Raw genomic sequence first — 24105 nt, 5'->3', positions numbered from 1 at the left:
ATAGGGATTACTGGGCCCAGCGTCCAGAGGGGCAAATCCCTAATCATCCCTTGCGTTTGCGCACCGGTTGCGGCTTCACGCGGGCCTCGATCATACCATAAAGCATCCCGACGATATCCTTGCCGGTCGCTTTCTCGATTCCCTCGAAACCGGGTGATGAATTCACCTCAAGCACCTTTGGCCCGGTTTCGGAGCGCAGCAGGTCAACGCCCGCCTTGCCCAAGCCGAACGCCCGCGCCGCCCGCAGGGCCGTATCGCGTTCCTGCTTGGTGATCCGGACCACTTTGGCCGATCCGCCCCGGTGCAGGTTCGATCTGAAATCGCCCTCCGCGCCGGTGCGTTTCATCGCGGCGACGACCTTGCCGTCAATCACCAGACAGCGGATGTCTTCGCCGGCGGCTTCCTTGACGAAATCCTGCACCAGAAAATTCGCCTTGAGGCCGCGAAAGGCGTCGATCACGGATTCGGCGGCTTTCTTGGTTTCTGCCAGAACGACACCTTTGCCTTGGGTCGATTCCAGCAGTTTCACGATCAGCGGCGCGGTGCCGACAAGCGCCATCAGGTTCGACGTGTCCTTGGGCGAGGCGGCGAATGCAGTGGTGGGCATGCCGATCTTCTTGGAGGCCAACACCTGATGGGCATGCAGCTTGTCGCGGCTGGCCAGAATGCCGGCTGATCCGTTCACACAATAGGTGCCGATGGTTTCGAACTGGCGGATTACTGCACAGCCATAGGGCGTCACAGACGCACCGATACGCGGGATCACGGCATCATATCGGGGCAGGCGTTTGCCGTCATAATGCACTTCGGGGGCCATCGCGTTAATCGCCATATAGCAGCGCGTGGTGTCGATCACCTCGACCGTGTGACCGCGCGCCTCGCCAACCTCGACCAGGCGGCGGGTCGAGTAATTCTCGGCCTCACGGCTTAGAACGGCGATGCGTAGCGCGCGTTTGGGGGCGGTGTGGCGCACGGCCGCAGAATGGTAAACGTCATAGCTCAGCTCGGGCTGAAGGCGCTTTTCTGTGGCGGAAATGGTGATGTGATCGGTCAGCGCCTGCCGGCCCAGCAACATCCGGCTGGCCATGCCTGCGCGATTGGTCAGGGTGATATCAATCGGCCAGCTTTGCCCGGCAACATCCAACGTGGTCGAAATCACATAGCGCAATTCGGATTCGCCATTCGACGAAGTCACCTCGCGGCGGTCGATGATGGGGGCAGAGCAGGTGATGACGATATCTTCGTTGCCGGCAACCGGATGCACATTGAACCGCACCTTTGGTTTGGCGTCCGAACCGAAGACTTCGATATCATGGGCATGCAGCGACGATGTCTTGGCACCGGTGTCGATCTTGGCTTTGATCGCAGGCAGGCCAAGGGATGGCAGGGCAATCCATTCTTCCCAGCCGAAATTCAACTCTTCCATACCACATACTCCGCCACCGATGAATCAATGCTGCCGCCTAGCAGGTCACCTGGCGCTTCTCAAGGCGTGACGCGGTGCTTCCAAATGGTAAATCATCCCGGGGTTCGGGGCAGAGCCCCGGGACGCTGGCCAAACATGATACCGACGATGGTCTAACCTTCGTTAATATCGCGTGTCACAATCCGCGCCCCGCTGGATTGTTTGCGAAACACCAGCCGCAGGGCGATCCAGCACAGCAGCGACAGCCCTGCAAAGGCGGCCAGCAGCAGCGATGTGCCTGCCTCAGGCAGCAGGAAAACAACAGGTACCATCGCCAACGCCCCAAGGGCAAAGCCTAAGAAAATATTGCCGGGCAGCAGGATTTCGATCAGCCCCAGCAACAGCGCGATGGAAACCCAGACCCACCAGAATGTCAGATAATCGACCAGCATCAGCCGCGCCCTTTCAGCAGTTTGAACGCATCGCCAAAGGCTTCAAGCGCTTGGGCGGGAACAACAATCGTCTGGTTGCCCGCACCGGCCCCAAGCGCGTTCAACGCCTCGACCTGTTTCAGGGCGATCTGGTATTGCGCGGCCTCCAGCCCGTTTTCGCCAATGGCTGTGGCCACGACCTGCGTGGCATAGGCTTCGGCGTCGGCCAACACGCGGCGGGCCTTGGCGGTTTGTTCGGAGGCATAAAGCTCCGCATCGGCGGCCAGCTCCACCGCGCGTTTCTTGCCTTCGGCTTCGGTCACCTGCGCGCGCCGCGCGCGTTCGGCGTTCAGCTGTTGCATCATCGCGGCGCGGGTGGCGGCATCCAGATTCACATCCAGAATTTCGGCGCGGGTGACTTCGATCCCCCAGTTATCCACGGCATCTTCGACCAGCAGCTTGATCGTGGTGATCAAGGCGGTGCGGTTCGATTGCACCTCGTCCAGATCCATCTTGCCGATCTCGGCGCGCACGATGCCTGCAACGGTGGTGGCGATGGCGGAATCGATATCGCGGATACGGTAGACGGTCTTTTCGGGTTCGATGATGCGGTAGAATACCGAGGTATCGACCTGCAGCAACACGTTGTCGCGGGTGATTGCGTCCTGGCTGGCGGTGGGCAATTGCCGTTCCAGAATTGAAATCTTATGCGCGATCTTGTCGATGAACGGCACGATCATATTGATGCCCGGCCCCATCACCGCCCGCAGCCGCCCGAACCGTTCAACCACATGTTGTTCGGATTGCGGGACGATCTTTACCCCTTTAACAACCAGAATAATCAGCAAAAGTGCCAGAAGAACCAGCGGAAGGTTGCTTTGCAGCAGATTGATAAGGATGTCTTCGATGGGCACGGGATGCTCTCCTTTAAGATGCGCGTGGGGGCAGTTTCCGCGATCTTGCCACAAAAGCAAAGCGCCATCGTGATTGCACGCGATTGCGCGACATCTTATAGGCGCTGTCATGGAAAAATTCTCATTTGATCTTCAGGCGCGCGACGGGTCAGCCCGGACCGGCGTCATTTCGACCCCGCGGGGCGATATTCGCACACCTGCGTTCATGCCCGTGGGCACGGCCGCCACCGTCAAGGCGATGATGCCCGAAAGCGTGGCCGCCACCGGTGCCGATATCCTGCTGGGCAATACCTATCATTTGATGCTGCGCCCCACGGCCGAACGCATTGACCGGTTGGGTGGGCTGCACAAATTCATGAACTGGCACAAACCGATCCTCACGGATTCTGGCGGCTTTCAGGTGATGAGCCTGGCCGACCTGCGCAAGCTGACCGAAAAAGGTGTGACCTTCAAAAGCCACATCGACGGGTCCAAGCATGAATTGACCCCTGAACGCTCGATGGAAATTCAAAAGCTGCTCGGGTCCGACATCGTGATGTGTTTTGACGAATGCCCTGCCTTGCCCGCCGACCGCGACCGGATCGCTGACTCCATGCGCCTGTCGATGCGGTGGGCCGCGCGCAGCCGTGATGCCTTTGGCGACCGGCCCGGTCATGCGTTGTTCGGCATCCAGCAAGGCGGGCTGGAGAAGGACTTTCGCGAGGAAAGCGCCAAGGCCTTGGTGGACATCGGATTTGACGGATATGCCGTGGGCGGTCTGGCGGTGGGTGAAGGGCAGGAGGCGATGTTCGGCTGCCTTGATTTTGCGACTGACATGCTGCCTGTGGACCGTCCGCGTTATCTGATGGGGGTGGGCAAGCCTGACGACATTGTGGGGGCTGTGGCCCGTGGCATCGACATGATGGACTGCGTTTTGCCGTCCCGTTCTGGCCGGACGGGGCAGGCGTTCACGCGGCACGGTGTTGTGAACATCAAAAACGCCCGCCACGCCGACGACCCGCGCCCGCTGGACGAAGACTGCACATGCCCGGCCTGTTCGAACTACAGCCGCGCCTATCTGCACCACGTGTTCCGCAGTCAGGAGATGATTTCGGGGATGCTGCTGACATGGCACAACCTGCATTACTTTCAGGAACTCATGGCCGGTATGCGCGGGGCGATTGCCGCAGGCACGTTTGACGCATGGCAGGCGGGTTTTCATGCGCAAAGGGCGCAGGGCGATATAGAGCCGCTTTGAAACTTCAACCGGTCGGGTGAAAAATAAACATGTGAACCGGTCCTTGTCGTTGCGCGTCTGTTGGTTAGTTGTTGAAGACAAGAAATGACAAGGAAGGGACATATCCCATGACGCAAAAGCTTTTCACCCCGCTCAAGGTTGGCGCGATCGAGGCCAAGAACCGTATCGTAATGGCCCCGCTGACCCGCAGCCGCGCCGACAATGACACCGGCGAAGTCGGCGATCTGCATGTCGAATATTACGCCCAACGTGCGGGTGCCGGCATTATCATCACCGAAGCCGCCCAGATCAGCCCCGAAGGCAAAGGCTATATCAAGACCCCCGGTATTTATACCGAAGGTCAGGTCGCGGCATGGAAGAAGGTTACGGATGCGGTGCACAAGGCGGGCGGCAAGATCGTTATCCAGCTGTGGCATGTTGGCCGGATCAGCCATGTCGACATCCAGCCCGACGGCCAAAAACCTGTCGCCCCATCCGCCATTGCCGCGAATATGAAAACCTTCACCGGCGAAGGCATGGTGCCAACATCCGAACCGCGCGCCTTGGAACTGGACGAGATGCCGCGCATTGTCGCCGATTATGTTCACGCGACCAAGATGGCGAAAAAGGCCGGTTTTGACGGGGTCGAGGTGCATGGTGCCAATGGCTATCTGCTCGACCAGTTTATGAAGACCTCAAGCAACAAGCGTGACGATGCCTATGGCGGATCGGTCGAGAACCGCGCGCGTCTGCTGCTCGAAGTGCTGGAAGGCGTGACAAATGCCTGGGACGGCGACCATGTCGGCCTGCGCCTGTCGCCGTTTTCGCCCGCCAATGACATTGCCGATGAAAACCCCCAAGAGACGTTCGAATATGTGATCCGCGCGTTGAACAAGTTCGGATTGGCCTATTTGCACATGGTCGAAGGATCGACCGGCCAGTCGCGCGACGTCAAGGAAGGCGAGGATATCGCCAAGCTGCGCCAACTGTTTGACGGCGTGTATATGGCCAACAACCTGTATGACCGCGATATGGCGATCGAGGCGGTTGAACAGGGCAAGGCCGATCTGGTCGCCTTTGGCCGTCCCTATATCGCCAACCCCGATCTTGCCAAACGGCTTGAGCTGAACGCGCCGCTGAACGAAGGCGACACCAAGACATTCTATGCCGGTGGCAAGGAGGGATATACCGACTATCCCTTTCTGGAAGAAACCACCGCAGAATAATGCCCTGATTTCCGGCCTGATGCTTTTTCAGGCCGGAAACACCTTTGCAAAGACCCTTTTGACCGGAAATTAACTGATCCGTGCTTGTCTGTCCGCCGATGGCGGTTCATTCTGGCAAAAAACCCCAAATCAGATGGCCCTGCCTCACGCGGTCATGGCAGAATGGGGATTGAAACAGGCGGGTAGGGTCCCCAAATACCCTACCTAGAACAGGAGACGATCAAACGGTTGCCTAGCTTAGGGGCCAGTATCGTCTTGCAGTAAAAGGAAAAGAGCATGTTAGAGCCTCTGAACGCATCGTATCCCGTGTTGCCCCTGCGCGACATCGTGGTGTTCCCTCATATGATTGTCCCGCTTTTCGTGGGCCGCGAAAAATCGGTGCGTGCGCTGGAAGAAGTCATGGCCGACGACAAGCAGATTCTGCTGTCCAGTCAGGTTGACCCCGGCATTGACGACCCTGATGCAGACGGTATTTTTCAGACAGGTGTGTTGGCCAATGTGCTGCAACTGCTGAAACTTCCCGATGGCACCGTCAAGGTGCTGGTCGAAGGGCAAGCCCGCGTCCGCATCACAGAATACCTTGATAACGATAGTTTTTTCGAGGCAACGGCCGAGTATCTGAGCGAAATCCCCGGTGATGAAACCACCACACGGGCGCTGATCAAGACCGTCGCCGAAGAATTCGAACGCTACGCCAAGGTCAAGAAAAACATCCCCGAAGAAGCGCTGGCCGCCGTGTCGGAAGCGACTGAACCTGCGCGGCTTGCCGATCTGGTTGCCGGACACCTGGGCATTGAAGTCGAACAAAAGCAGGATCTGCTTGAAACGCTTTCCGTGTCCGAGCGTCTTGAGAAGGTTTACGGCCTGATGCAGGGCGAAATGTCTGTCTTGCAGGTCGAGAAAAAGATCAAGACCCGCGTGAAATCCCAGATGGAGAAGACACAGCGCGAGTATTATCTGAATGAGCAGATGAAGGCCATTCAGACCGAGCTGGGCGATGGCGAGGACGGCAAAAGCGAACTGGCCGAGCTGGAAGCGCGCATTGCGAACACCAAGCTCAGCAAGGAAGCCAAAGAAAAGGTCGATGCCGAGCTGAAAAAGCTCAAGAACATGTCGCCCATGTCTGCGGAAGCCACCGTTGTGCGCAACTATCTCGACTGGATCTTGTCGATCCCGTGGAACGTCAAATCGCGCACCAAAAAGGACCTGGTCAAAGCACAACAGGTGCTCGACGATGATCACTATGGCCTTGAAAAGGTTAAAGAACGCATCGTGGAATACCTTGCCGTGCAGCAGCGGTCGTCCAAGTTGAAAGGCCCGATCATGTGCCTTGTCGGCCCTCCTGGTGTGGGTAAAACATCGCTTGGTAAATCCGTTGCCAAAGCCACGGGTCGCGAATTCATTCGCATCAGCCTTGGTGGTGTGCGTGACGAATCCGAGATCCGCGGTCACCGCCGGACCTATATCGGCTCCATGCCCGGTAAGATCATTCAGGCGCTGAAAAAGGCGAAAACCAACAACCCGCTGATCTTGCTCGATGAAATCGACAAGATGGGTCAGGATTTCCGCGGCGATCCCGCGTCGGCAATGCTCGAGGTGCTTGATCCGGAACAGAACTCCACATTTGTGGATCACTACCTTGAGGTCGAATATGACCTTTCAAACGTGATGTTCCTGACCACGTCCAACAGCTACAACATGCCGGGCCCGTTGCTTGACCGGATGGAGATTATCCCGCTGTCGGGCTATACCGAGGAAGAAAAGCGCGAGATTGCCAAACAGCATCTTGTGCCCAAGCAGATCAAGAACCACGGCCTCAAGGCAAAGGAATTTGCCATTGATGACAGTGCCTTGACCAGCATGATACGGTATTACACCCGCGAGGCAGGCGTGCGGAACCTTGAGCGTGAAATCGCGAAAGTGGCCCGTAAATCGCTGACCAAGATCGTCAAGAAAGAAGCCGAGAGCATCACGGTAACGGGTGACAATATCGAGGATTTCCTTGGTGTTAAGAAGTACCGCTATGGTCTGGCGGAGCTTGAGGATCAGGTCGGTGTCGTGACCGGGTTGGCCTATACGTCGGTTGGTGGCGAATTGCTGCAAATCGAGGCATTGCGCCTGCCGGGCAAGGGTCGGATGAAAACCACAGGCAAGCTGGGCGATGTGATGAAGGAATCCATCGATGCGGCCAGCAGCTATGTGCGGTCGATCAGCCCGTCAATCGGGGTGAAGCCAACAAAGTTCGACACGATCGACATCCACGTGCACGTGCCCGATGGCGCAACGCCCAAGGATGGTCCGTCGGCTGGTCTGGCGATGGTGACGTCGATTGTTTCCGTGCTGACACAGATCCCCGTGCGCCGCGACATCGCCATGACAGGCGAGGTGTCGCTGCGTGGCAATGCAATGCCGATCGGTGGTTTGAAGGAAAAACTGCTTGCTGCATTGCGCGGCGGGATCACGACCGTTCTGATCCCCGAAGAGAACGAAAAGGATCTGCCGGATATCCCGGACAACGTGAAGGAAGGCCTGAAAATCATTCCGGTCAAACATGTGTCCGAGGTGCTTCAGCACGCATTGGTCCGGCAGCCCGAACCCATCGAATGGGATCAGGAAGCCGAAGACGCAGCGGCCGCCGCTGCCTTGGCCAAGAAATCCCAAAACGGGGACAATGCAACCGCGCATTGAACCCTTTGATATGGTCCCGAAAGCCGCCCCTGATCACAGGGGCGGCTTTTTGCGTTAAGGCAGGGCGAAAGGCCTAAATATGGTGTTACACGTGGCGTTAACCGCAAGGATTGCTGGCTTTTGCAGCGCGATCACACTATGAAATGGTATCTTAACCAATAAGGCAGTGGAAATTCCCATGAGCAGCGCAGTGAAATCGACGAAAGTGAAATCAGCCTCGGCCAAGCCGTCTGACGCTTCGAACGTGAAAGCCGACAAATCGCCAAAGGCACAGGCTGCCGCCAACGCGCGCCCCGATGGCACCACAAACGCCGATGCCCCGCACGCTGTGATCATCGGCCCCGTCATGCGCAAGAAAGAACTGATCGACGCTGTCGTGGAACGGTCCGGCGTCAAGAAAAAAGACGCCAAGCCCGTTGTCGAGGCGATGCTGGAAATTCTGGGCGAAGCCTTGGCCGATAACCGCGAGCTGAACCTTTTGCCGATGGGGAAATTCAAGGTCGTGAACGAGAAAGACCTTGGGAATGGTAAAATGATGCGCGTGAAAGTGCGTCAGGTGACCCCGACGGACAAGCCAAAGGACGCGGATGCAGCCACGGATGAAACCGATATTTAGGCCGCGCTGCCGATCTTTCGATTTTGAAAGCCCTCGGTTCTGCCGGGGGCTTTTTGCGTTTGCGCGTCCCGTGCGGCCCTACGGCATCAGAACCGATGCCCGCGCGTAGGTTGCGCTGTCCATGCCCAGATCGTCATAGACGACTTGCACCTTGACCGAACTGACCGACCCCAAGGGAAAGCGCATATAGGGCAGGCCGTCGCTTTGCAGAATGGCGGCGGGCGCTGCGCTGTCCAGATGGCAGGCGGGCAGGGGCCAATCCGCCAAAGGCGCATCGTTCACAGACAAGGCCAGCGCAGACAGGCCGCAGCGCCAGGCCCATAAATGGGTAACATAGACAAGGTCCTGACCGTCGTATTCCCTGACAGCCACCCAACTCCCCTTGGTCGCGGTCAAGATCGGCCGCACCTCGGTCGCGGTCAGGAAGTTGCCACTGGGGGCCTGATCCTGCGCGACCAGACCGTCCGGCACAACGGACATGTCGAATTCCTGCGCAAGCACAAGGTCTGGCATCCCCGTGACCAGCGCGACCAAAGCAAAACTTGATAAATATCTCATGAACACCTCCCCATCTGCGCGAAAAACCATAGGCAAGGACAAGGCTACAGGCGGCAGGGCCCGCAGGCTAGCAAAACCGAGGGCGGGATGTGCTATGCTTGCCAAGCGGGTGTGCGGGGGGGGGCAAGGCTTGTCACCGGACGCAGATCAAACGCGCGTAAAACACAGGCTGGATCAATAGGTTACGAGATTTTGGGAGGGGGGAGGAATGGTGGGTCGTGAGAGACTCGAACTCCCGACATCTTCGGTGTAAACGAAGCGCTCTACCAACTGAGCTAACGACCCGTGAGCGTTCTACTATCCAAGCCCAACTGGTGTTTCAACCCCATTAATACGCTGATTTGAAATTTTCTGTAAAACTTTGTCACTTTGTCTGTGCAGGGGCAGGATTGGCAGGACGGGCGATATATTTTCGGCAATCTGCTGCCAATTGCACGCAGGCGATCTATGTTGCTGAGCGGGGGGCATTGGCGTACTGCGGTCTTCTGGCTTTAGCGCCAAAATCCCCTTAACGGCGGCAGTGACACCGGTAATTTTGCTTGGAAAGCCTTGTGATGATCCTCGATATTGATGTGCAGCTTGACTATCAAATCAACATGGCGACCGATCTGATCCTGCAGATTCAGGCATCCGGCTTTGCCGATCAGACTCTGCTGCGCGAAAGCTTCCGGCTCAGCGACACACTTCAAAAGGTGCATATCCCGGGCGAGGCCAATCTGGGCGAGCGGATGTTGATCCGGACGGACCGGAATTTGACGTGCAGCTATCAGGCGCGGTTCCAGGTGAACCGCCCGACCTTGGCGATCGAAAACCTGCCCGCAACGCCGCCCCACCAACTGCCCAGCGATGCGGTGCGGTATTTGATGCCATCGCGCTACTGCCAGTCGGACGAGTTTCAGAACTTTATCGCGGCGGAATATGGACATCTGAGCGGCGGGGCCCTGATCGGGACCTTGCGTGACTGGATATTCGAGCGGTTTCAATATGTTCCGGGATCAAGCACCGGTTTGACAACGGCGCTGGATACTTTTGTGCAACGCCAGGGCGTGTGCCGTGATTTTGCCCATGTGATCATTGCGCTGGCGCGCGCGGCGGCGATCCCGGCGCGTTTCGCCAGCGTTTATGCGCCTTATGTGACGCCGCAGGATTTCCATGCCGTCGCCGAGGTGTTTCTGGATGGCACATGGCATCTGGTTGATGCCACGGGGATGGCCGCCCCCAATCAGATCGTGCGCATCGGTGTGGGCATGGACGCCGCCGAGGTGCCGTTTCTGAGCAGTTTCGGACCCGCCTATATGAGGGTGCAGACCGTCGATGTTCAGGTCGTGCAATAGCCAACGCGATCATGGTGTCGGCAGCGTGGGAAATCCGCGTATGATCTTGTGATCTGTCCAGTTTCTGCTTGTCATTCGGGCCGGAAAACCCGACCGTTCCTGCCAGGGACGGGGAACGGGAACGCGCAGCTTTATGGTTGATATTTGGGATGGGTTTAGCGCTGCGTTTTGGTTGATCGCGAGTTTTGATGCCGAGTTGTGGGAGATCAGCCTGAGGTCGCTTCGGGTGACCCTGACCGCGCTGGTGATCGCCTCGGTTATCGCCATCCCCTTGGGCACCTATCTGGCCGTGCAGCGGTTCCGTTATCGGCGTTTCGTGATTTCGATGATCAATGCGCTGATGGGGCTGCCTCCGGTGGTGGTGGGGCTGATCGTGTACATCTTGTTGTCGCGGGCTGGCCCGTTCGGGGTGCTGAACCTTTTGTTTACTCCGACGGCGATGATCATCGCGCAGGTGGTAATTATCACGCCCGTGATTGCGTCCATCGCCCATCAATCCATGCGTGAACTATGGGCCGAATATCATGATTTGCTGATCTCGCTGAACACGTCGAAATGGCAACGTATTGTGACGTTGATGCGGGACGGGCGGCGCAATTTGCTTACGGCTGCGCTGGCCGGTTTTGGCCGCGCCATAGGCGAGGTCGGCGCGATCATGATTGTGGGCGGCAACATTGATCATGTGACCCGCGTGCTGACCACCGCCATTGCGCTTGAGACCGGGAAAGGTGATTTTGCCTTGGCTCTGGGCTTGGGCTTTGTTCTGATTGGTCTGGCGATTGTGGTGAACCTCGCGATCCACACCCTGTCGCGCACAGAGCGGGAGGGGCAGTGGTGAGCGCGCTTTTTCCCCTGACGTTACAAGGTGTTGCGGTGCGCAGGCAGGGCAAGCGGATCATCGGGCCGATTGATCTGGTGCTGAACCCGCAAGGGCCGACAATCGTGATCGGGCCAAACGGATCTGGCAAAACCACCTTGCTGCGCGTCATGCACGGGGTCGAGCGGATCAATGCGGGGTCGGTGAGCTGGGCCGCGCAAGACCGGTCGAAACATGCGTTTGTGTTCCAGTCGCCGATTGTCTTGCGGCGGTCGGTGGCTGAAAACCTTGCCTATCCCTTGCGGCTGGTCAGAACGCCCGCCGCGCAGATCAGGGAAACCGTTGCATATTGGCTGGACCGGATCGGGCTGGGATCGGTGCAAAACAGCCCCGCGACCCGTTTGTCAGGGGGCGAGCGGCAGAAACTGGCCATTGCCCGTGCCTTGGTGCGCAAGCCCGATGTGCTGTTTCTGGACGAACCCTGTGCGAACCTTGACGGCCATGCCACCCACGAGATCGAGACCCTGCTGCAAGAGATTTCAGCGGCTGGAACGCAGTTGGTGATGGCCACCCATGACATGGGGCAGGCACGGCGGCTGGCGCGGGATCTGGTGTTTGTGCTGGACGGCAAAATTCACGAAACCGGGCTTGCATCGGAGAAATTTGCAGCCCCGCAAACCGCCGCGCTTGCCGCGTTCCTCAGAGGAGATATCGTAAGATGAAACGGCTGTTAACAACGGTTGCCATGCTGCTATGGGCGCAGACCTCTGGTGCCGAAGAAATGCGCATGGCGGTCACGACATCCTTTGATAACTCGGGCCTTGCGGATGTTTTGCTGCCTGCGATCAAGGCCGATCTTGATCTGGATGTGCGGTTGTTGGTGGTGGGTACCGGACAGGCGCTGCGCCTTGGCGAAGCGGGGGATGTTGATGCGGTGTTGGTCCATTCCAAGGCCGCCGAGGAAAAATTCGTGGCCGCAGGTCACGGCACCCACCGCCGCGAGATCATGTATAATGATTTCGTGTTTGTCGGCCCGAAGGCTGATCCGGCTGCAATCGTGGACGCCGCCAGCGCCGCCGATGCGGTACAGCGTATCGAGGCGGCGCAAGCCCCCTTTGTCAGCCGTGGTGACGACAGTGGCACCCACAAAGCCGAACAGAAAATCTGGGCCAGCGCAGGCTTGGACATTGCAGGGTTTGGCGATTGGTACCGTCCGGTCGGGGCAGGGATGGGGGCGGCGTTGAACACGGCGTCGGGCATGAACGCCTATATCGTGTCAGACCGGGCCAGCTGGTTGAACTTTGGCAACAAGGGCGATCTGGCGCTGCTCTATTCCGGTGATCCGGCCCTGTTCAACCAATATGCGCTGCTACCCGTTAATCCTGATAAAAATGACAGTATTCGCAACGACTTGGCGGTCAAACTTGAAGCATGGCTGACCAGCCCGCGCGCAGCGGCACTGATCAACGGCTACAAGATCAACGGCGAGGCGTTGTTCGTGTTTAACGCAACGCCTTAATGGTCGTGATCGTGGTGATGATGCCCGTGATCGTGTCCATGATCATGGGGTTCATCTTCGTCCAGCGACCCGTGGACGGCGAATTGCATGATGTCCGCCTCTTGCGCGGCGATGGCGCGGTAGGTTTCCTTGACCCCTGCGGGGGTCAATTCGCGCGACACGGTCAGCAGGGTATTGGGCGCGTGATCCTCTGCCAGTTCGGCCATCTGCGCGATTTCTTCGAGCGCGACGTTTTTGGCCGCCTCAAGGCTTGGCGCGCCATAGATATCGACGAAATGCTGGGCCAGCAGATTGGCAAGCACATCCTTTTCGTGGGGTTCAACCTGCGTCACCGCGACAAAACTGACCCTGCCAAAGGTTTCGATCCCCATCCAGCCGTTGGCAAAGGCCTGCCGCGCCTTGCCGACCAGATCGCCTTCGCCCCAGTTCGAAAATTCGAACCCGCCGGAAACGCACCATTCACCGGTGCGGGCAGGGTTGTGAAAAACACGGGTGTCGCTTTCGTCAAAATGGATCGCGCGGGCTAGTTTCATGCGGGCCTCGTCAAGGTTGCGGTCAGCGGTATCAATACGGTTTCGCTGTCGATTTTCAACAGCAGGCCCAGATTTTCATCAAGCCCGATATAAGTGCCGGTGCGGCCTGCCACGGTCATTTCGCCCTCAAGGCCATGGGCAATGCCGGACCAGTCGGAATGCAGCTTGGCCATGCCACCATCGGCCCAGTTGTTGATACCCACAAGCGTATGGCGCACCCAGGCTTCAAGCAACTGATCAGGGGCCACATCGGCGCAGCCTTCGGCATAAAGCGCGGTCTGGTCAGGGGTCAGGCCGGTATCATCGCTATCGGGCCAGAGCGACAGGGTCAGGGCGACCACCAGCCAGTCGGGCTCGATACCAGTGTCGCTACCGGATGCCGCCATGGCTAGGTGACCCGCACGCCCGCCGTTAAGGTAAACGCCACCGTCCCAGCCCAGATGTACGCCGACCTCGGGCGGGGCCAAAGCGCCAAGCGCATTTTGAAAGCCCACGCCGCACACCGGCAGCATCGCCGCCGCATCGGCAAGTGGAACGTCCGGGGCAAAGACGATGGCAGCCCGCAGGGTGGTAGCCCCCAGATCAAAGATCACCAGCCCCGCATCGCAGCCCACTTCCGCCGCCGCACAGGCCAGCGCAAAGGGATCGCCGCCCTCTGCGTCCTGACCGGAAAACAGCGGTGGAAATTCAGGCCGGGTCATGCATGGCCTTGCGCGATAAGGTCTTTCGCCACCTTGCGGAACGCCATGGCTTGGGTGCTTTCGGGTTTGGACACCACAATCGGCGCGCCGCCATCCGCCGCCAGACGGATGTCGATATGCAGCGGGATTTCAGCCAGCAAGGGCACGTTCAGCTTTTCCGCTTCCTTGGCGACACCCCCATGGCCGAACAGATGTTCTTCGTGACCGCAGGCCGAACAGATATGGGTCGACATGTTTTCGATCATACCGATCAGGGGCGTGCCAAGCTGGTTGAACATGTCGATGCCTTTGCGGGCGTCCAGCAGGGCGATGTCCTGCGGGGTCGACACGATGATCGCGCCGTTCAGTTCGGCCTTTTGGGCAAGGGTCATCTGCACGTCGCCGGTGCCGGGGGGCAGATCGACGATCAGCACATCCAGCGCGCCCCATTGCACCTGCGTCAACATCTGCTGCAAGGCACCCATCAACATCGGCCCGCGCCAGACAACGGCCTGATCGTCATTGGTCATCAGCCCCAGCGACATCATGGTCACGCCGTAATTGCGCATCGGCAAAATCGTTTTGCCATCCGGCGATGCGGGCCGGCCCGACACCCCCAGCATGCGCGGCTGTGACGGCCCGTATACATCGGCGTCCAGCAATCCGACGCGGCGGCCTTCGGCGGCCAGCGCGCAGGCCAGATTGGCCGCGACCGTGGATTTGCCCACGCCGCCCTTGCCCGATGCCACTGCGATGATCCGGTCAATGCCCGGTATCTTTTGCGGGCCCGACGGGGTCGAACTGCGCGATGCCTTGAGGTCGGGTGGCGCTTTGGGCGTGCTATGGGCCGTCAACACGATCGACACCGATTTAACGCCGTCCAGCGCCTTGATCTGGGCCTCGCCCGCGTCCTTGAGCGCGGTATAGGCCGCCGCGTGCTCGCCGCTGACCTCCATCACGAAACGCACCACCCCGTCATCGACGGTCAGTGCCTTGACGATACCGGCCTCGACAATGGAGGAGCCGCTGATCGGATCGGTAAGGTCTGCCAATATGGCCAGAACCTGTTCTCTTGTAACTGCCACCTCAGGATTGTCCTTCGATTTTGCCGGTGACGACATGTTCCATGTCCAGCCCGTCGATGGTCAACACCATCTTGGCCTCAAAGCTTTTGCCCGTGGTGTCACCGGCCTTGCGCAGCGCCTCTTCGATGGCTTGCTGGGATGTGACGCCAACCTGCTTGAGGAATTTGCGCATCGACATGTTGAAATCTTCGCTCATCTGGATGTCTCCTGTATCCTTGACCGCATTGCTTCGGGCCGCTTAGGCTGGCGCGAGCGCGGGGGTGGGGTGATGATTGTGAAACGGTTTTTCTGGTTGGTTCTGTGCCTGTTGTCCCTGGCCACTGTGCCCATAAAGGTCTTGGCGCAGGATCGCGGATTTACCCTGTCTGCGCCAGACGAAATCACTCAGACAGGTTTTCTGGACTATCTGCTGCCGCGTTTCGCGCTCAAGCACGGGGTGAGGGTGACACAGGTTGACGGCGGGGGGGATGCCGTGATCGGCGACGCTGGTGTCGCGGTTTTCCAAGCGGGGGATCGGGTCTGGCATCTGGCCGACACCGGCGCGGAAGGCCCCGCGCTTTTTGCCAGCTGGCTGCTGTCGGATATTGGCAAACGCACGATTGAGGGGTTCAGGATCGACGGCACGTCGGTTTTCACGGCGGTCACTGAACAGGCAGTCCAAACCACGCGCAGCTATGACGGTGACCCTGTCGCGGGCGAAGACCTGTCGCTGGTGCATTGTGGACGGTGCCACGTGGTCAACCATGCCAACCGGATGAAGGGGATGGGACAGACGCCATCCTTTGCCGTGATGCGCAGTTTCAGCGACTGGCAGGATCGTTTCGCCACTTTCTATGTGCTCAACCCGCATCCCAGCTTTACCCAGGTCAAGGGCATCACCCAGCCCTTTAGCGCCGGTCTGCCGCCCGCGATTGTCCCGGTCGAGATGACCCAAGGCGATCTTGAGTCGATCATCGCCTATGTCGCGACGGTCAAGCCTGCGGATCTGGGCGCAGCTTTGCAAAATCAGTGATCCTTGCGCTTTGACAGGTAATCATCGGTGGTGCGGGGGCGGGGGCGTTCCTTGCCTGCAAAGGGGTTGTTTTGCGAATGATACTGCGCATTGATCCGGCAGCCGTCACACATCTGGATCATCCGCGCGGTTTCGGGATTGGCGAACATCGCATGTTTGCCGGCCAGTTTCTCGACGATCTTTTCGACCGTTGATTTGACCCCGAACAGCGTCCCGCATTCCACACAGCCAAAGGGTTCTTCTTCGTTCAACACCACCTGTTGCAGGGCCATATCGGTCAGGTTCAACTGCGGTTCCAGCGTGATGGCGCTTTCCGGGCAGACGTTGGTGCACAGGCCGCATTGCAGGCAGGCGTCTTCCTGAAAGCGCAATTGCGGCATGTCTGGGTTGTCGCCAAGCGCCCCTGAAGGGCACAGCGACACACAGGCCAGACACATCGTACAGGCATCGGTATCCACCACCACGGCACCGTAAGGGGCACCTTGGGGCAGGGCCAGAACCCCCAGATCGGGGTTCAGCGCCTTGGCGGCCAGACGGGCGACCTGACGGCGGCTGCCGATGGGCAGGATCGGGTCGGTCGTGGCGGGGGTTGGGGTTTGGCCGAACAGATGATCCGACAGCGCATCGGGGTCGGTGATGTCCAGCAAGGCGGATTGATCCGGTGCAATCGCATTGGCCAGCGCAAGCTGCGGGTCAAGGGCGTCGCGTTCGGTCTTGGGGCCCAGCAGGATATCGACACGGGAAAAACCGCTGGCCAGGGCGGCGAGCATTTCGGCATGGCCAAAGCCGGACAGCGCGCTGACCTCCATCGGGATCACATGGGCGGGCAGGCCGCGGCCAAAGCGGGCGGCAAGGCCGATCATTTCGGCACCGTGATCGTCATGCACCAAAAGCGCCGCGTCTGTGCCACCCGAGGTCCGATAGGTCCGGGCCAGCGCGCTGATCCGGCGGAACATGTGGTCGGGCGGCGGCACGTCATAGCTGATCGCACCGGACGGGCACACCGCAGCACAGGCACCGCAGCCGGCACAGATCATCGGGTCGATGGTAACGGTTTCGCCGGCCGACAGGATCGCCCCGGTGGGGCACACGTTCAGGCAGTTCGAACAGGCGGGCTTTTCCGCGCGCGAATGGGCACATAGCGTCGGTTCCATCCGGACATAAAGCGGCTTTTCAAAGGTGCCCACCATCTGGCTGGCGGTGAAAATCGCATCCGCAACGGCAGTCTGGCTGCCCGGATCCGCACGCAGATACCCATCGCGTTTTTCGGGGGCAGGGAACATCGCCAGCCCGCCCGACAGATCAAGGATGATGTCGCATTCAGACCGGGCACCGTTTTGCGGGGCGGTCAGGGCAGGGGTGCCACGGCCACCGGTCAGGCTTTGCTGGAAATTGTTAATTCGGACTTCGAACCGGCCCAAGGTGCCTGTGGCTTTGTCCAGGCTGCCGGTGACGACATCATAGGCAGAGGTTGGCAGAAAGTCGGTGCCCGGGGCCAGCAGCACGGTCACGGCCAGCGTATCGGAAAGCTTTTGCGCGGCTGCGATGGCGGTCTCTTCGGCACCGATGATCAGGCAGGTGCCTTCGGTGATGACATCCACAGATTTCGGCGAAGGCGGGGCAAGCAGGGCATCCTTGATCAGCGCCGCCATCTTTGCCGTGGCCGAGGCGCTGTCGTCTGACCAACCGGCCCGGTCGCGAATATCGACGCATATCGGCTCTGGCGCATCCAGCTCTTCTGCAAGGGCGGTGAAACGGTGCGCTTCTTGTGCGCAGGCAATCACCACATCCCCCGCTTTGATGGCTTTGGCTGCGGTTTCGATCTGCGTTGTACACAGGCTTGTATGGCACCCCGAACAGGCGGTGCCGGTCAATTCGCCCAAGGCGTTGAAGTCGACGTGTTGTGAGCCAAGGCAATCACAAACCAACAATGTCTTTGTCATGATATCCCTTTTCGCTGGACGCGGATTGCTGCTCAGCTAGTCAGGAAATGACTGGACAGTAAACCGCTAATCGGGGTCACAACTGCCTGTGATTGAGTTGCAGATGCAGCAATTCATCGGGGAAATAACATTGTCATGCAAGCGTTTAGTCGGAAAGCCCTTTAAACGTGGGCGCAGGGTCATGCGGCGGTGCAGCATGGCGGTCTGGTGGCGTAAAATAACAAAAAAAGCTTTGTTGTTTTTTCGATCTTGCGCCATCATGATCCCAGCCAACCGAGGAGAGATACTTGTCGCGTAGCTACCCAAACTCAGTAACCATTCCCGTGGGCGTCGTCGTGCGGCGCACGCCGGGCATTACGCGTTGGGCCAAATACGCCTGGGCTGTAACGGATGTTTTGCCGGGTGCCGCAGCTGCGGATTGGAAGGTTCTCAGGACCGAAGGCGATGTTACCGAATACCACGCAGCCACCTTGCCCCTGACGCTTTATGTCTCGGATGCCGAAGCCTATGCGCATGAGCTGCAAGCGCGGGTGCCCTCCATTTACACGGTGCTGCGCCCGAACGAACAAAGCGGGGGCCTGCCGTGGTCCGTCGCCCTTGTGACCGCATCCCCCTACGAGGCGCAGGATTACTGCGATTCGGCCGAAGAACTGGTCGAGAAGCTGCCGCTGCCGCACGGGCTGTTGGCCTGGGTCGTCGAATTCGTGGAAAAGCATTACGAGGAAGAAGCCTTTGTCAAACGCCGCCGCAAGAACGCGCGGGTTGACCAGACCGATGACGGGGTGGGCGATGCGCGCATCCGGCAGGCCACCGATGTCTATCGCGCCCCGCGCCGCCGCGAGGTGATCAATTGAGCGCGGCACTTTCATCCTGGTCACGCAGGCGCGCCGCTGTTGCCGCAGAGGCCGAAGCGCTGAAACGCGAGGCCGAAGACGCCGTTGTCGCAGAGCAGCAGGCGGAGCTGGCCGAAAAGACCGATGCGGAAATCCTTGAGGAACTGGGCCTGCCTGACCCTGATGCCTTGGTGATGGGCGATGATTTCAAGGCGTTCATGGTCAAAACCGTCCCCCAACATCTGCGCAAACGGGCCTTGCGGTCGCTTTGGCGCAGCAATCCGGTGCTGGCCTGTGTGGACGGGCTGAACGATTATGACGACGATTACCTGACCGGCAGCACGGGGCAGGGGCCGATCAAGACCAGCTATCAGGTCGGCAAGGGCATGTTGTATCATTTGCTTGAAATGGAACGGCAGGCGGCTCGTTCGAATACCGAAGACACAGCCGTTGATGCAGGTGGCGAAGACCTTGATGAAATCGAAGACACCGAAGAACTGCCAATGGGTGATGACGGGGTATTTGTCGCCGCTGACGCTGGCTTTGACGCAGATATGACCGACGCTGAGCCAAGTATTGAAGAAGACGAAATGGAATTCGCGGCACCGGCCCCCCGGCGCATGCAATTCCGTATCGAAGGAAAAACCGCATGAATGTTGCCGCACCTTTGCCAGATGTGACCCAAGAGGATCGTCTGCGCGCGGATTTGTATAATTACCTTGGGGTGATGCTGGCAGGTCCGCCGGACCAGATGTTGCTGGACCAGACCGCAGGTCTTGAGGGGGACGACACCCCGTTGGGGCAGGCCATTCAGGGTCTGGCGCGTGTGGCAAAGGTGTCCAAGCCGAAATCGGTCAGCACGGAATTCAACGCCTTGTTCATCGGTCTGGGCCGTGGGGAACTGCTGCCCTATGCCAGCTATTACCTGACCGGATTTCTGAACGAAAAGCCGCTGGCGAATTTGCGCAGAACCATGGCCAGCCTCGGCATGACCCGCGCCAAAGACGTGTTCGAACCCGAAGACAACATCGCCTCCTTGATGGAGATGATGGCGGGCATGATCGTGGGGCGCTTTGGCCGGGTCGCGACACTTGACCAACAACAACAGTTTTTTAACGCTCATATCGGAAGCTGGGCCGCACATTACTTTGCCGACCTGCAAGCGGCCAAATCGTCGGTTCTGTATGGATCTGTCGGTGCCGTCGGGGCTGCCTTTATGGATATCGAACGCGAAGCATTCCGCATGGCCGCCACGGATCGGTGATGCACAACACTGGTGGGGACGCCCACCGAACAACAGGAAGGGAAGACATCCAATGACGGACAAGACCAAAGGCGCAAGCCGCCGCGACTTTCTGAAATTTGCTGGTACAGCGGCCCCCGCCGCCGTTGCCGTGATTGCAGCCGGTGGGGCAACCCAGGCCGAAGCGCAACCCGCAGACCTGTCATCCGAGACCATGCAAGATACGGCACACACCCGCGCCTATCTTGAAAGCACGCGTTTCTAATAGCCAATTTCACACCGGCACCCGGCCAATGTGCCTGCACGGTGAGCGACATAGAATGATCCGGCAAAGGCCGAAAAAGGGAGGAATACCATGCTGAGGAAAAAGACCAACGGGTATACCCGCAGATCAGGCCGCGCGCCGATCGTGGTAAATAACGGCAAAAACACCATCGACAGACGCGGGTTCTTGCGCGGATCGGGCCTTGCCATTGGCGGGTTGACGGCCATCGCGGCCACCGGCGGCTCCGTCTCCAAAGCCACCGCGCAAACCGCCGCCACCCGCGCGGTTGAAACGGTAAAATCGATTTGTACCCACTGTTCGGTCGGCTGTACGGTTATCGCCGAAGTCGACAACGGCGTCTGGACAGGGCAGGAGCCCGGTTGGGACAGCCCGTTCAACCTCGGGGCACATTGTGCCAAAGGGGCTGCTGTTCGTGAACACGCCCATGGCGAACGCCGCCTGAAATACCCGATGAAGAAAGAAAACGGCGAATGGGTGCGCATCAGCTGGGAGACCGCGATCAACGAGATCGGCGACGGCATGATGAAAATCCGCGAGGAAAGCGGGCCGGATTCAGTTTACTGGCTGGGCAGCGCCAAGCATAACAACGAACAGGCCTATCTGTTCCGCAAGTTTGCCGCCTATTGGGGCACCAACAACGTCGACCATCAGGCGCGTATCTGTCACTCCACCACGGTTGCGGGTGTGGCAAACACATGGGGCTACGGCGCCATGACCAACAGCTACAACGACATCCACAACAGCAAGGCGATCTTTGTGATCGGTGGCAACCCTGCCGAGGCGCATCCGGTGTCCTTGCTGCACTTGCTGAAAGCCAAGGAACAAAACAACGCGCCGCTGATCGTCTGTGACCCGCGCTTTACCCGCACGGCGGCCCATGCTGACGAATATGTCCGCTTCCGCCCCGGTTCTGACGTGGCCCTCGTTTGGGGCATCTTGTGGCACATCTTTGAAAACGGCTGGGAAGACAAGGAATTCATCCGTACCCGTGTTTGGGGCATGGAAGAGATCAAGACCGAAGTGTCCAAGTGGACGCCAGAGGAGGTCGAGCGTGTGACCGGTGCCCCCGGTACCCAGCTTGAACGCGTGGCGCGCACCCTGGCGAACAACCGCCCCGGCACCGTGATCTGGTGTATGGGTGGCACGCAGCACACCAATGGCAACAACAACACCCGCGCGTACTGCATCTTGCAGCTGGCCCTTGGCAACATGGGGACAGCAGGCGGCGGCACCAACATCTTCCGCGGTCACGACAACGTGCAGGGTGCGACCGACCTTGGCGTTCTGGCCGATACATTGCCGGGCTACTACGGTCTGTCAGCGGGCGCTTGGGCACATTGGGCCCGCGTTTGGGAAGAAGACCTTGAGTATCTCAAGGGACGTTTCAGCCCGGAAACCATTGGCGACACGCCGATGATGAACCTGACCGGCATTCCGGTAAGCCGTTGGATTGACGGCGTTTTGGAAGACAAGGAAAACCTCGACCAGCCCGATAACACCCGGGCGATGGTTCTGTGGGGCCACGCGCCCAACTCTCAGACCCGTCAAAAGGAAATGAAGACGGCGATGGAAAAGCTCGACATGCTTGTCGTGGTCGATCCGTACCCGACTGTTTCGGCTGTTTTGCAAGACCGCACCGACGGGGTTTACCTGTTGCCGGCCTGTACGCAATTCGAAACGCGCGGGTCCGTCACAGCGTCCAACCGGTCGCTGCAATGGCGCGACAAAGTGGTTGATCCACTGTTTGAATCGCTGCCAGATCACAAGATCATCGCCATGTTCGCCGAGAAATTCGGCTTTCATGACAAGATCTTCCGCAACATCGGGATGGACGAGGGCGGCGAGCCGAATATCGAGGACATCACCCGCGAATTCAACCGCGGCATGTGGACCATCGGCTATACGGGCCAAAGCCCCGAGCGGATGAAAACCCACATGGCCAACCAGCATACGTTCGACCGCACAACCCTGCGCGCGGTTGGTGGCCCGGCTGACGGCGATTACTATGGTCTGCCTTGGCCATCCTGGGGCACCCCCGAGATGAACCACCCCGGTACTGCGAACCTCTATGATATGTCGCTGCCGGTGGCCGAAGGCGGCCTGACCTTCCGCGCCCGTTTCGGTGTGGAACGTGAAGGTGAAAACCTGCTGGCCGAAGGCGTATTTTCCGCCGGTTCCGAGATCGAGGACGGTTACCCCGAATTCACCATGCAAATGCTGCGTGATCTGGGCTGGGATGGCGACCTGACCGATGCAGAACGCGCGTCGATCAACTTTGTTGCGGGTTTCCCTGATGGTGACCCAAGCATCGGTGCCGCATCCGATGACGGCGGCAGCACCGCCAACCAGGAAGTCGGTGAAACCTCGCAGACCGGTGCAATCCAGTCGGATTACGCACAAAAGACCGGTGGCGTGAACTGGAAGACCGACCTTTCGGGCGGTATCCAGCGTGTCGCGATCAAGCATGGTTGCGCCCCGTTCGGCAACGCCAAGGCCCGCGCCGTGGTCTGGACCTTCCCGGATCCGGTGCCAATCCACCGCGAACCGCTGTATTCCAGCCGCCGCGATCTGGTCGCCGATTATCCAACCTACGAGGACAAGAAGTTCTGGCGCGTACCCACCATGTACGCCTCGATCCAGGAAAAGGACTTCTCGAAGGACTATCCGATCATCCTGACTTCTGGCCGTTTGGTCGAATACGAGGGTGGGGGCGACGAGTCGCGTTCGAACCCGTGGCTGGCCGAATTGCAGCAAGACATGTTTGTCGAAATCAACACACGCGACGCCAATAATCTGGGCGTGCGTGACGGGCAGCAGGTCTGGGTCGAAGGCCCCGAAGGCGGCAAGGTCAAAGTTATGGCTATGGTCACCGAACGGGTCGGCGAAGGCGTGGCATTCATGCCGTTCCACTTTGGCGGGCACATGGAAGGCGTTGATCTTAGGGATAAATATCCTGAAGGTGCCGATCCTTATGTCTTGGGCGAAAGCACCAATACTGCACAAACCTATGGCTATGACAGCGTAACCCAGATGCAAGAGACCAAGGCTACTCTTTGCAAAATCTGGACAGCGTAAGGGAGAGATAAGATGGGAAGAGCAAAGTTCCTCTGCGACGCTGAACGCTGCATCGAATGCAACGCTTGTGTCACCGCATGTAAAAACGAACACGAAGTGCCTTGGGGCATCAACCGCCGCAAGGTCGTCACCATCAATGACGGCAAACCAGGCGAACGGTCGATTTCGGTCGCTTGTATGCACTGTTCGGACGCGCCTTGTATGGCCGTTTGTCCGACCGACTGTTTTTACCAGACAGCCGACGGCGTGGTCCTGCACTCCAAAGATCTGTGTATTGGCTGCGGTTACTGCTTTTACGCGTGCCCCTTTGGCGCGCCGCAGTATCCGCAGGCGGGCAACTTTGGTTCGCGCGGCAAAATGGACAAATGTACCTTCTGTGCCGGTGGCCCAGAAGAAAACAACTCCACCGCGGAATTCCAGAAATACGGCCGCAACCGTATCGCGGAAGGCAAGCTGCCGATCTGCGCCGAGATGTGTTCAACCAAGGCGCTGCTTGCCGGTGACGGCGATGTCGTATCGGGCATCTACCGCGAACGGGTTGTGGCACGTGGCTTTGGCTCCGGCGCATGGGGCTGGGGCACGGCCTATGATCAAAAGGGCGGCTAACCGCTTGTTTTGATATGACTATCAAAGGGGCGGCCTGCTACGGGACCGCCCCTATTTGTACCCTCGAATGGGAAAGAAAGGGATA

25 protein-coding genes and 1 tRNA gene are annotated in these 24105 nt (G+C 59.0%); 15 read left to right on the top strand and 11 right to left on the bottom strand.

What is annotated here, in order from left to right; genetic code table 11:
* Positions 1 to 43: 43 nt before the first annotated feature.
* The 3 genes from rimK to HGT1_RS11490 all read right to left on the bottom strand — a co-directional run bounded on the left by rimK (position 44) and on the right by HGT1_RS11490 (position 2750).
* Entirely contained in the window at positions 44 to 1426 is a 1383-nt protein-coding gene (rimK, locus tag HGT1_RS11500) for a 30S ribosomal protein S6--L-glutamate ligase (protein WP_176250078.1), read from the bottom strand.
* A gap of 152 nt (positions 1427 to 1578) precedes the next feature.
* On the bottom strand, positions 1579 to 1857 hold the full coding sequence (locus tag HGT1_RS11495; protein WP_176250077.1) for a hypothetical protein: 279 nt from the start codon (positions 1855 to 1857) through the stop codon (positions 1579 to 1581).
* Positions 1857 to 2750, bottom strand: a complete 894-nt coding sequence (locus HGT1_RS11490) for an SPFH domain-containing protein (protein WP_176250076.1) — start codon at positions 2748 to 2750, stop codon at positions 1857 to 1859. The genes HGT1_RS11495 and HGT1_RS11490 overlap by 1 nt, the downstream gene beginning before the upstream one ends.
* Before the next feature lie 109 nt (positions 2751 to 2859).
* On the opposite strand from HGT1_RS11490, the gene tgt reads away from it, so the two are divergent.
* From tgt to HGT1_RS18320, 4 genes are all read left to right on the top strand, one after another.
* A complete protein-coding gene (tgt, locus tag HGT1_RS11485; protein WP_176250075.1) occupies positions 2860 to 3987 on the top strand; it encodes a tRNA guanosine(34) transglycosylase Tgt in 1128 nt (375 codons plus the stop codon).
* Positions 3988 to 4094: 107 nt separating this feature from the next.
* Positions 4095 to 5192, top strand: coding sequence for an alkene reductase (locus HGT1_RS11480; protein ID WP_176250074.1), 1098 nt, complete (start codon positions 4095 to 4097; stop codon positions 5190 to 5192).
* Positions 5193 to 5468: 276 nt separating this feature from the next.
* On the top strand, positions 5469 to 7880 hold the full coding sequence (lon, locus tag HGT1_RS11475; protein ID WP_176250073.1) for an endopeptidase La: 2412 nt from the start codon (positions 5469 to 5471) through the stop codon (positions 7878 to 7880).
* Positions 7881 to 8058: 178 nt separating this feature from the next.
* Positions 8059 to 8496: an HU family DNA-binding protein gene (locus tag HGT1_RS18320; protein ID WP_255200177.1), complete on the top strand. Its 438-nt coding sequence runs from the start codon at positions 8059 to 8061 to the stop codon at positions 8494 to 8496.
* Positions 8497 to 8574: 78 nt separating this feature from the next.
* Here HGT1_RS18320 and HGT1_RS11465 read toward each other — a convergent pair whose 3' ends face one another.
* Positions 8575 to 9054, bottom strand: a complete 480-nt coding sequence (locus HGT1_RS11465) for a hypothetical protein (RefSeq protein WP_255200176.1) — start codon at positions 9052 to 9054, stop codon at positions 8575 to 8577.
* Positions 9055 to 9263: 209 nt separating this feature from the next.
* A tRNA-Val gene (locus HGT1_RS11460) sits at positions 9264 to 9339 on the bottom strand.
* 269 nt (positions 9340 to 9608) lie between these two features.
* Here HGT1_RS11460 and HGT1_RS11455 point away from each other — a divergent pair.
* The 4 genes from HGT1_RS11455 (at position 9609) to HGT1_RS11440 (ending at position 12724) form a co-directional block, all read left to right on the top strand.
* Positions 9609 to 10388 (top strand): transglutaminase family protein, encoded by a 780-nt coding sequence (locus tag HGT1_RS11455; protein ID WP_176250072.1) that lies wholly within the window; start codon positions 9609 to 9611, stop codon positions 10386 to 10388.
* Between the two features lie 133 nt (positions 10389 to 10521).
* Positions 10522 to 11226: an ABC transporter permease gene (locus tag HGT1_RS11450; RefSeq protein ID WP_176250071.1), complete on the top strand. Its 705-nt coding sequence runs from the start codon at positions 10522 to 10524 to the stop codon at positions 11224 to 11226.
* Positions 11220 to 11927 carry an ATP-binding cassette domain-containing protein gene (locus HGT1_RS11445; protein ID WP_176250070.1) on the top strand — a complete coding sequence of 236 codons (708 nt, stop codon included), beginning with the start codon at positions 11220 to 11222 and terminating at the stop codon, positions 11925 to 11927. The genes HGT1_RS11450 and HGT1_RS11445 overlap by 7 nt, the downstream gene beginning before the upstream one ends.
* Positions 11924 to 12724, top strand: coding sequence for a substrate-binding domain-containing protein (locus HGT1_RS11440; RefSeq protein ID WP_176250069.1), 801 nt, complete (start codon positions 11924 to 11926; stop codon positions 12722 to 12724). Before HGT1_RS11445 ends, HGT1_RS11440 begins: the two co-directional genes overlap by 4 nt.
* Here the strand turns inward: HGT1_RS11440 and HGT1_RS11435 are convergent.
* Genes HGT1_RS11435 through HGT1_RS11420 form a run of 4 tightly spaced genes read right to left on the bottom strand, consistent with a single transcriptional unit; the run spans position 12721 to position 15218 of the window.
* Positions 12721 to 13257: a DUF6505 family protein gene (locus HGT1_RS11435; RefSeq protein WP_176250068.1), complete on the bottom strand. Its 537-nt coding sequence runs from the start codon at positions 13255 to 13257 to the stop codon at positions 12721 to 12723. The genes HGT1_RS11440 and HGT1_RS11435 overlap by 4 nt on opposite strands.
* Positions 13254 to 13958 (bottom strand): biotin/lipoate--protein ligase family protein, encoded by a 705-nt coding sequence (locus HGT1_RS11430; protein WP_176250067.1) that lies wholly within the window; start codon positions 13956 to 13958, stop codon positions 13254 to 13256. The genes HGT1_RS11435 and HGT1_RS11430 overlap by 4 nt, the downstream gene beginning before the upstream one ends.
* Positions 13955 to 15022 carry an iron-sulfur cluster carrier protein ApbC gene (gene apbC / locus HGT1_RS11425; protein ID WP_176250066.1) on the bottom strand — a complete coding sequence of 356 codons (1068 nt, stop codon included), beginning with the start codon at positions 15020 to 15022 and terminating at the stop codon, positions 13955 to 13957. Before apbC ends, HGT1_RS11430 begins: the two co-directional genes overlap by 4 nt.
* A gap of 1 nt (position 15023) precedes the next feature.
* Positions 15024 to 15218: a DUF6494 family protein gene (locus HGT1_RS11420; protein WP_176250065.1), complete on the bottom strand. Its 195-nt coding sequence runs from the start codon at positions 15216 to 15218 to the stop codon at positions 15024 to 15026.
* A gap of 72 nt (positions 15219 to 15290) precedes the next feature.
* Here HGT1_RS11420 and HGT1_RS11415 point away from each other — a divergent pair, with 72 nt between their 5' ends.
* On the top strand, positions 15291 to 16034 hold the full coding sequence (locus HGT1_RS11415) for a hypothetical protein (RefSeq protein ID WP_176250064.1): 744 nt from the start codon (positions 15291 to 15293) through the stop codon (positions 16032 to 16034).
* Here the strand turns inward: HGT1_RS11415 and HGT1_RS11410 are convergent.
* Positions 16028 to 17977 (bottom strand): 4Fe-4S dicluster domain-containing protein, encoded by a 1950-nt coding sequence (locus HGT1_RS11410; protein WP_176250063.1) that lies wholly within the window; start codon positions 17975 to 17977, stop codon positions 16028 to 16030. The two genes, HGT1_RS11415 and HGT1_RS11410, sit on opposite strands and share 7 nt — an antisense overlap.
* A gap of 66 nt (positions 17978 to 18043) precedes the next feature.
* Positions 18044 to 18238, bottom strand: coding sequence for a hypothetical protein (locus tag HGT1_RS11405; protein WP_176250062.1), 195 nt, complete (start codon positions 18236 to 18238; stop codon positions 18044 to 18046).
* Between the two features lie 26 nt (positions 18239 to 18264).
* Between HGT1_RS11405 and HGT1_RS11400 the strand changes: the two genes are divergently transcribed.
* The 6 genes from HGT1_RS11400 to fdh3B all read left to right on the top strand — a co-directional run bounded on the left by HGT1_RS11400 (position 18265) and on the right by fdh3B (position 24020).
* On the top strand, positions 18265 to 18831 hold the full coding sequence (locus HGT1_RS11400) for a DUF3305 domain-containing protein (RefSeq protein WP_255200175.1): 567 nt from the start codon (positions 18265 to 18267) through the stop codon (positions 18829 to 18831).
* Positions 18828 to 19463 carry a DUF3306 domain-containing protein gene (locus tag HGT1_RS11395; protein ID WP_176250061.1) on the top strand — a complete coding sequence of 212 codons (636 nt, stop codon included), beginning with the start codon at positions 18828 to 18830 and terminating at the stop codon, positions 19461 to 19463. Before HGT1_RS11400 ends, HGT1_RS11395 begins: the two co-directional genes overlap by 4 nt.
* Positions 19460 to 20074: a molecular chaperone gene (locus tag HGT1_RS11390; RefSeq protein WP_176250060.1), complete on the top strand. Its 615-nt coding sequence runs from the start codon at positions 19460 to 19462 to the stop codon at positions 20072 to 20074. Before HGT1_RS11395 ends, HGT1_RS11390 begins: the two co-directional genes overlap by 4 nt.
* A 52-nt stretch (positions 20075 to 20126) precedes the next feature.
* On the top strand, positions 20127 to 20318 hold the full coding sequence (locus tag HGT1_RS11385; RefSeq protein ID WP_176250059.1) for a twin-arginine translocation signal domain-containing protein: 192 nt from the start codon (positions 20127 to 20129) through the stop codon (positions 20316 to 20318).
* A 90-nt stretch (positions 20319 to 20408) separates the two neighbouring features.
* Entirely contained in the window at positions 20409 to 23414 is a 3006-nt protein-coding gene (locus HGT1_RS11380) for a formate dehydrogenase subunit alpha (RefSeq protein WP_176250058.1), read from the top strand.
* A 12-nt stretch (positions 23415 to 23426) separates the two neighbouring features.
* The gene (gene fdh3B, locus HGT1_RS11375; protein ID WP_176250057.1) at positions 23427 to 24020 is read left to right on the top strand and encodes a formate dehydrogenase FDH3 subunit beta; all 594 of its coding nucleotides are present in this window, start codon (positions 23427 to 23429) and stop codon (positions 24018 to 24020) included.
* The last annotated feature ends 85 nt before the right edge of the window (positions 24021 to 24105 follow it).

It is taken from the genome of Sulfitobacter sp. HGT1 (assembly GCF_013282155.1).
Classification (GTDB): Bacteria; Pseudomonadota; Alphaproteobacteria; order Rhodobacterales; family Rhodobacteraceae; genus Sulfitobacter.
This window is presented reverse-complemented; position numbering and strand designations above follow the sequence as displayed.

What these genes read in the sequence shown, in the direction of transcription:
- HGT1_RS11450 (WP_176250071.1), top strand. Translation starts at nt 10,522, where the DNA reads ATGGTTGATATTTGGGATGGGTTTAGCGCTGCGTTTTGGTTGATCGCG.
- HGT1_RS11430 (WP_176250067.1), bottom strand. Translation starts at nt 13,958, where the DNA reads ATGACCCGGCCTGAATTTCCACCGCTGTTTTCCGGTCAGGACGCAGAG.
- fdh3B (WP_176250057.1), top strand. Translation starts at nt 23,427, where the DNA reads ATGGGAAGAGCAAAGTTCCTCTGCGACGCTGAACGCTGCATCGAATGC.
- HGT1_RS11480 (WP_176250074.1), top strand. Translation starts at nt 4,095, where the DNA reads ATGACGCAAAAGCTTTTCACCCCGCTCAAGGTTGGCGCGATCGAGGCC.
- HGT1_RS11415 (WP_176250064.1), top strand. Translation starts at nt 15,291, where the DNA reads ATGATTGTGAAACGGTTTTTCTGGTTGGTTCTGTGCCTGTTGTCCCTG.
- tgt (WP_176250075.1), top strand. Translation starts at nt 2,860, where the DNA reads ATGGAAAAATTCTCATTTGATCTTCAGGCGCGCGACGGGTCAGCCCGG.
- HGT1_RS11455 (WP_176250072.1), top strand. Translation starts at nt 9,609, where the DNA reads ATGATCCTCGATATTGATGTGCAGCTTGACTATCAAATCAACATGGCG.
- HGT1_RS11405 (WP_176250062.1), bottom strand. Translation starts at nt 18,238, where the DNA reads ATGATGGCGCAAGATCGAAAAAACAACAAAGCTTTTTTTGTTATTTTA.
- HGT1_RS11435 (WP_176250068.1), bottom strand. Translation starts at nt 13,257, where the DNA reads ATGAAACTAGCCCGCGCGATCCATTTTGACGAAAGCGACACCCGTGTT.
- rimK (WP_176250078.1), bottom strand. Translation starts at nt 1,426, where the DNA reads ATGGAAGAGTTGAATTTCGGCTGGGAAGAATGGATTGCCCTGCCATCC.
- HGT1_RS11380 (WP_176250058.1), top strand. Translation starts at nt 20,409, where the DNA reads ATGCTGAGGAAAAAGACCAACGGGTATACCCGCAGATCAGGCCGCGCG.
- HGT1_RS11390 (WP_176250060.1), top strand. Translation starts at nt 19,460, where the DNA reads ATGAATGTTGCCGCACCTTTGCCAGATGTGACCCAAGAGGATCGTCTG.
- HGT1_RS11420 (WP_176250065.1), bottom strand. Translation starts at nt 15,218, where the DNA reads ATGAGCGAAGATTTCAACATGTCGATGCGCAAATTCCTCAAGCAGGTT.
- lon (WP_176250073.1), top strand. Translation starts at nt 5,469, where the DNA reads ATGTTAGAGCCTCTGAACGCATCGTATCCCGTGTTGCCCCTGCGCGAC.
- HGT1_RS11495 (WP_176250077.1), bottom strand. Translation starts at nt 1,857, where the DNA reads ATGCTGGTCGATTATCTGACATTCTGGTGGGTCTGGGTTTCCATCGCG.
- HGT1_RS11410 (WP_176250063.1), bottom strand. Translation starts at nt 17,977, where the DNA reads ATGACAAAGACATTGTTGGTTTGTGATTGCCTTGGCTCACAACACGTC.
- HGT1_RS11465 (WP_255200176.1), bottom strand. Translation starts at nt 9,054, where the DNA reads ATGAGATATTTATCAAGTTTTGCTTTGGTCGCGCTGGTCACGGGGATG.
- HGT1_RS18320 (WP_255200177.1), top strand. Translation starts at nt 8,059, where the DNA reads ATGAGCAGCGCAGTGAAATCGACGAAAGTGAAATCAGCCTCGGCCAAG.
- HGT1_RS11440 (WP_176250069.1), top strand. Translation starts at nt 11,924, where the DNA reads ATGAAACGGCTGTTAACAACGGTTGCCATGCTGCTATGGGCGCAGACC.
- HGT1_RS11385 (WP_176250059.1), top strand. Translation starts at nt 20,127, where the DNA reads ATGACGGACAAGACCAAAGGCGCAAGCCGCCGCGACTTTCTGAAATTT.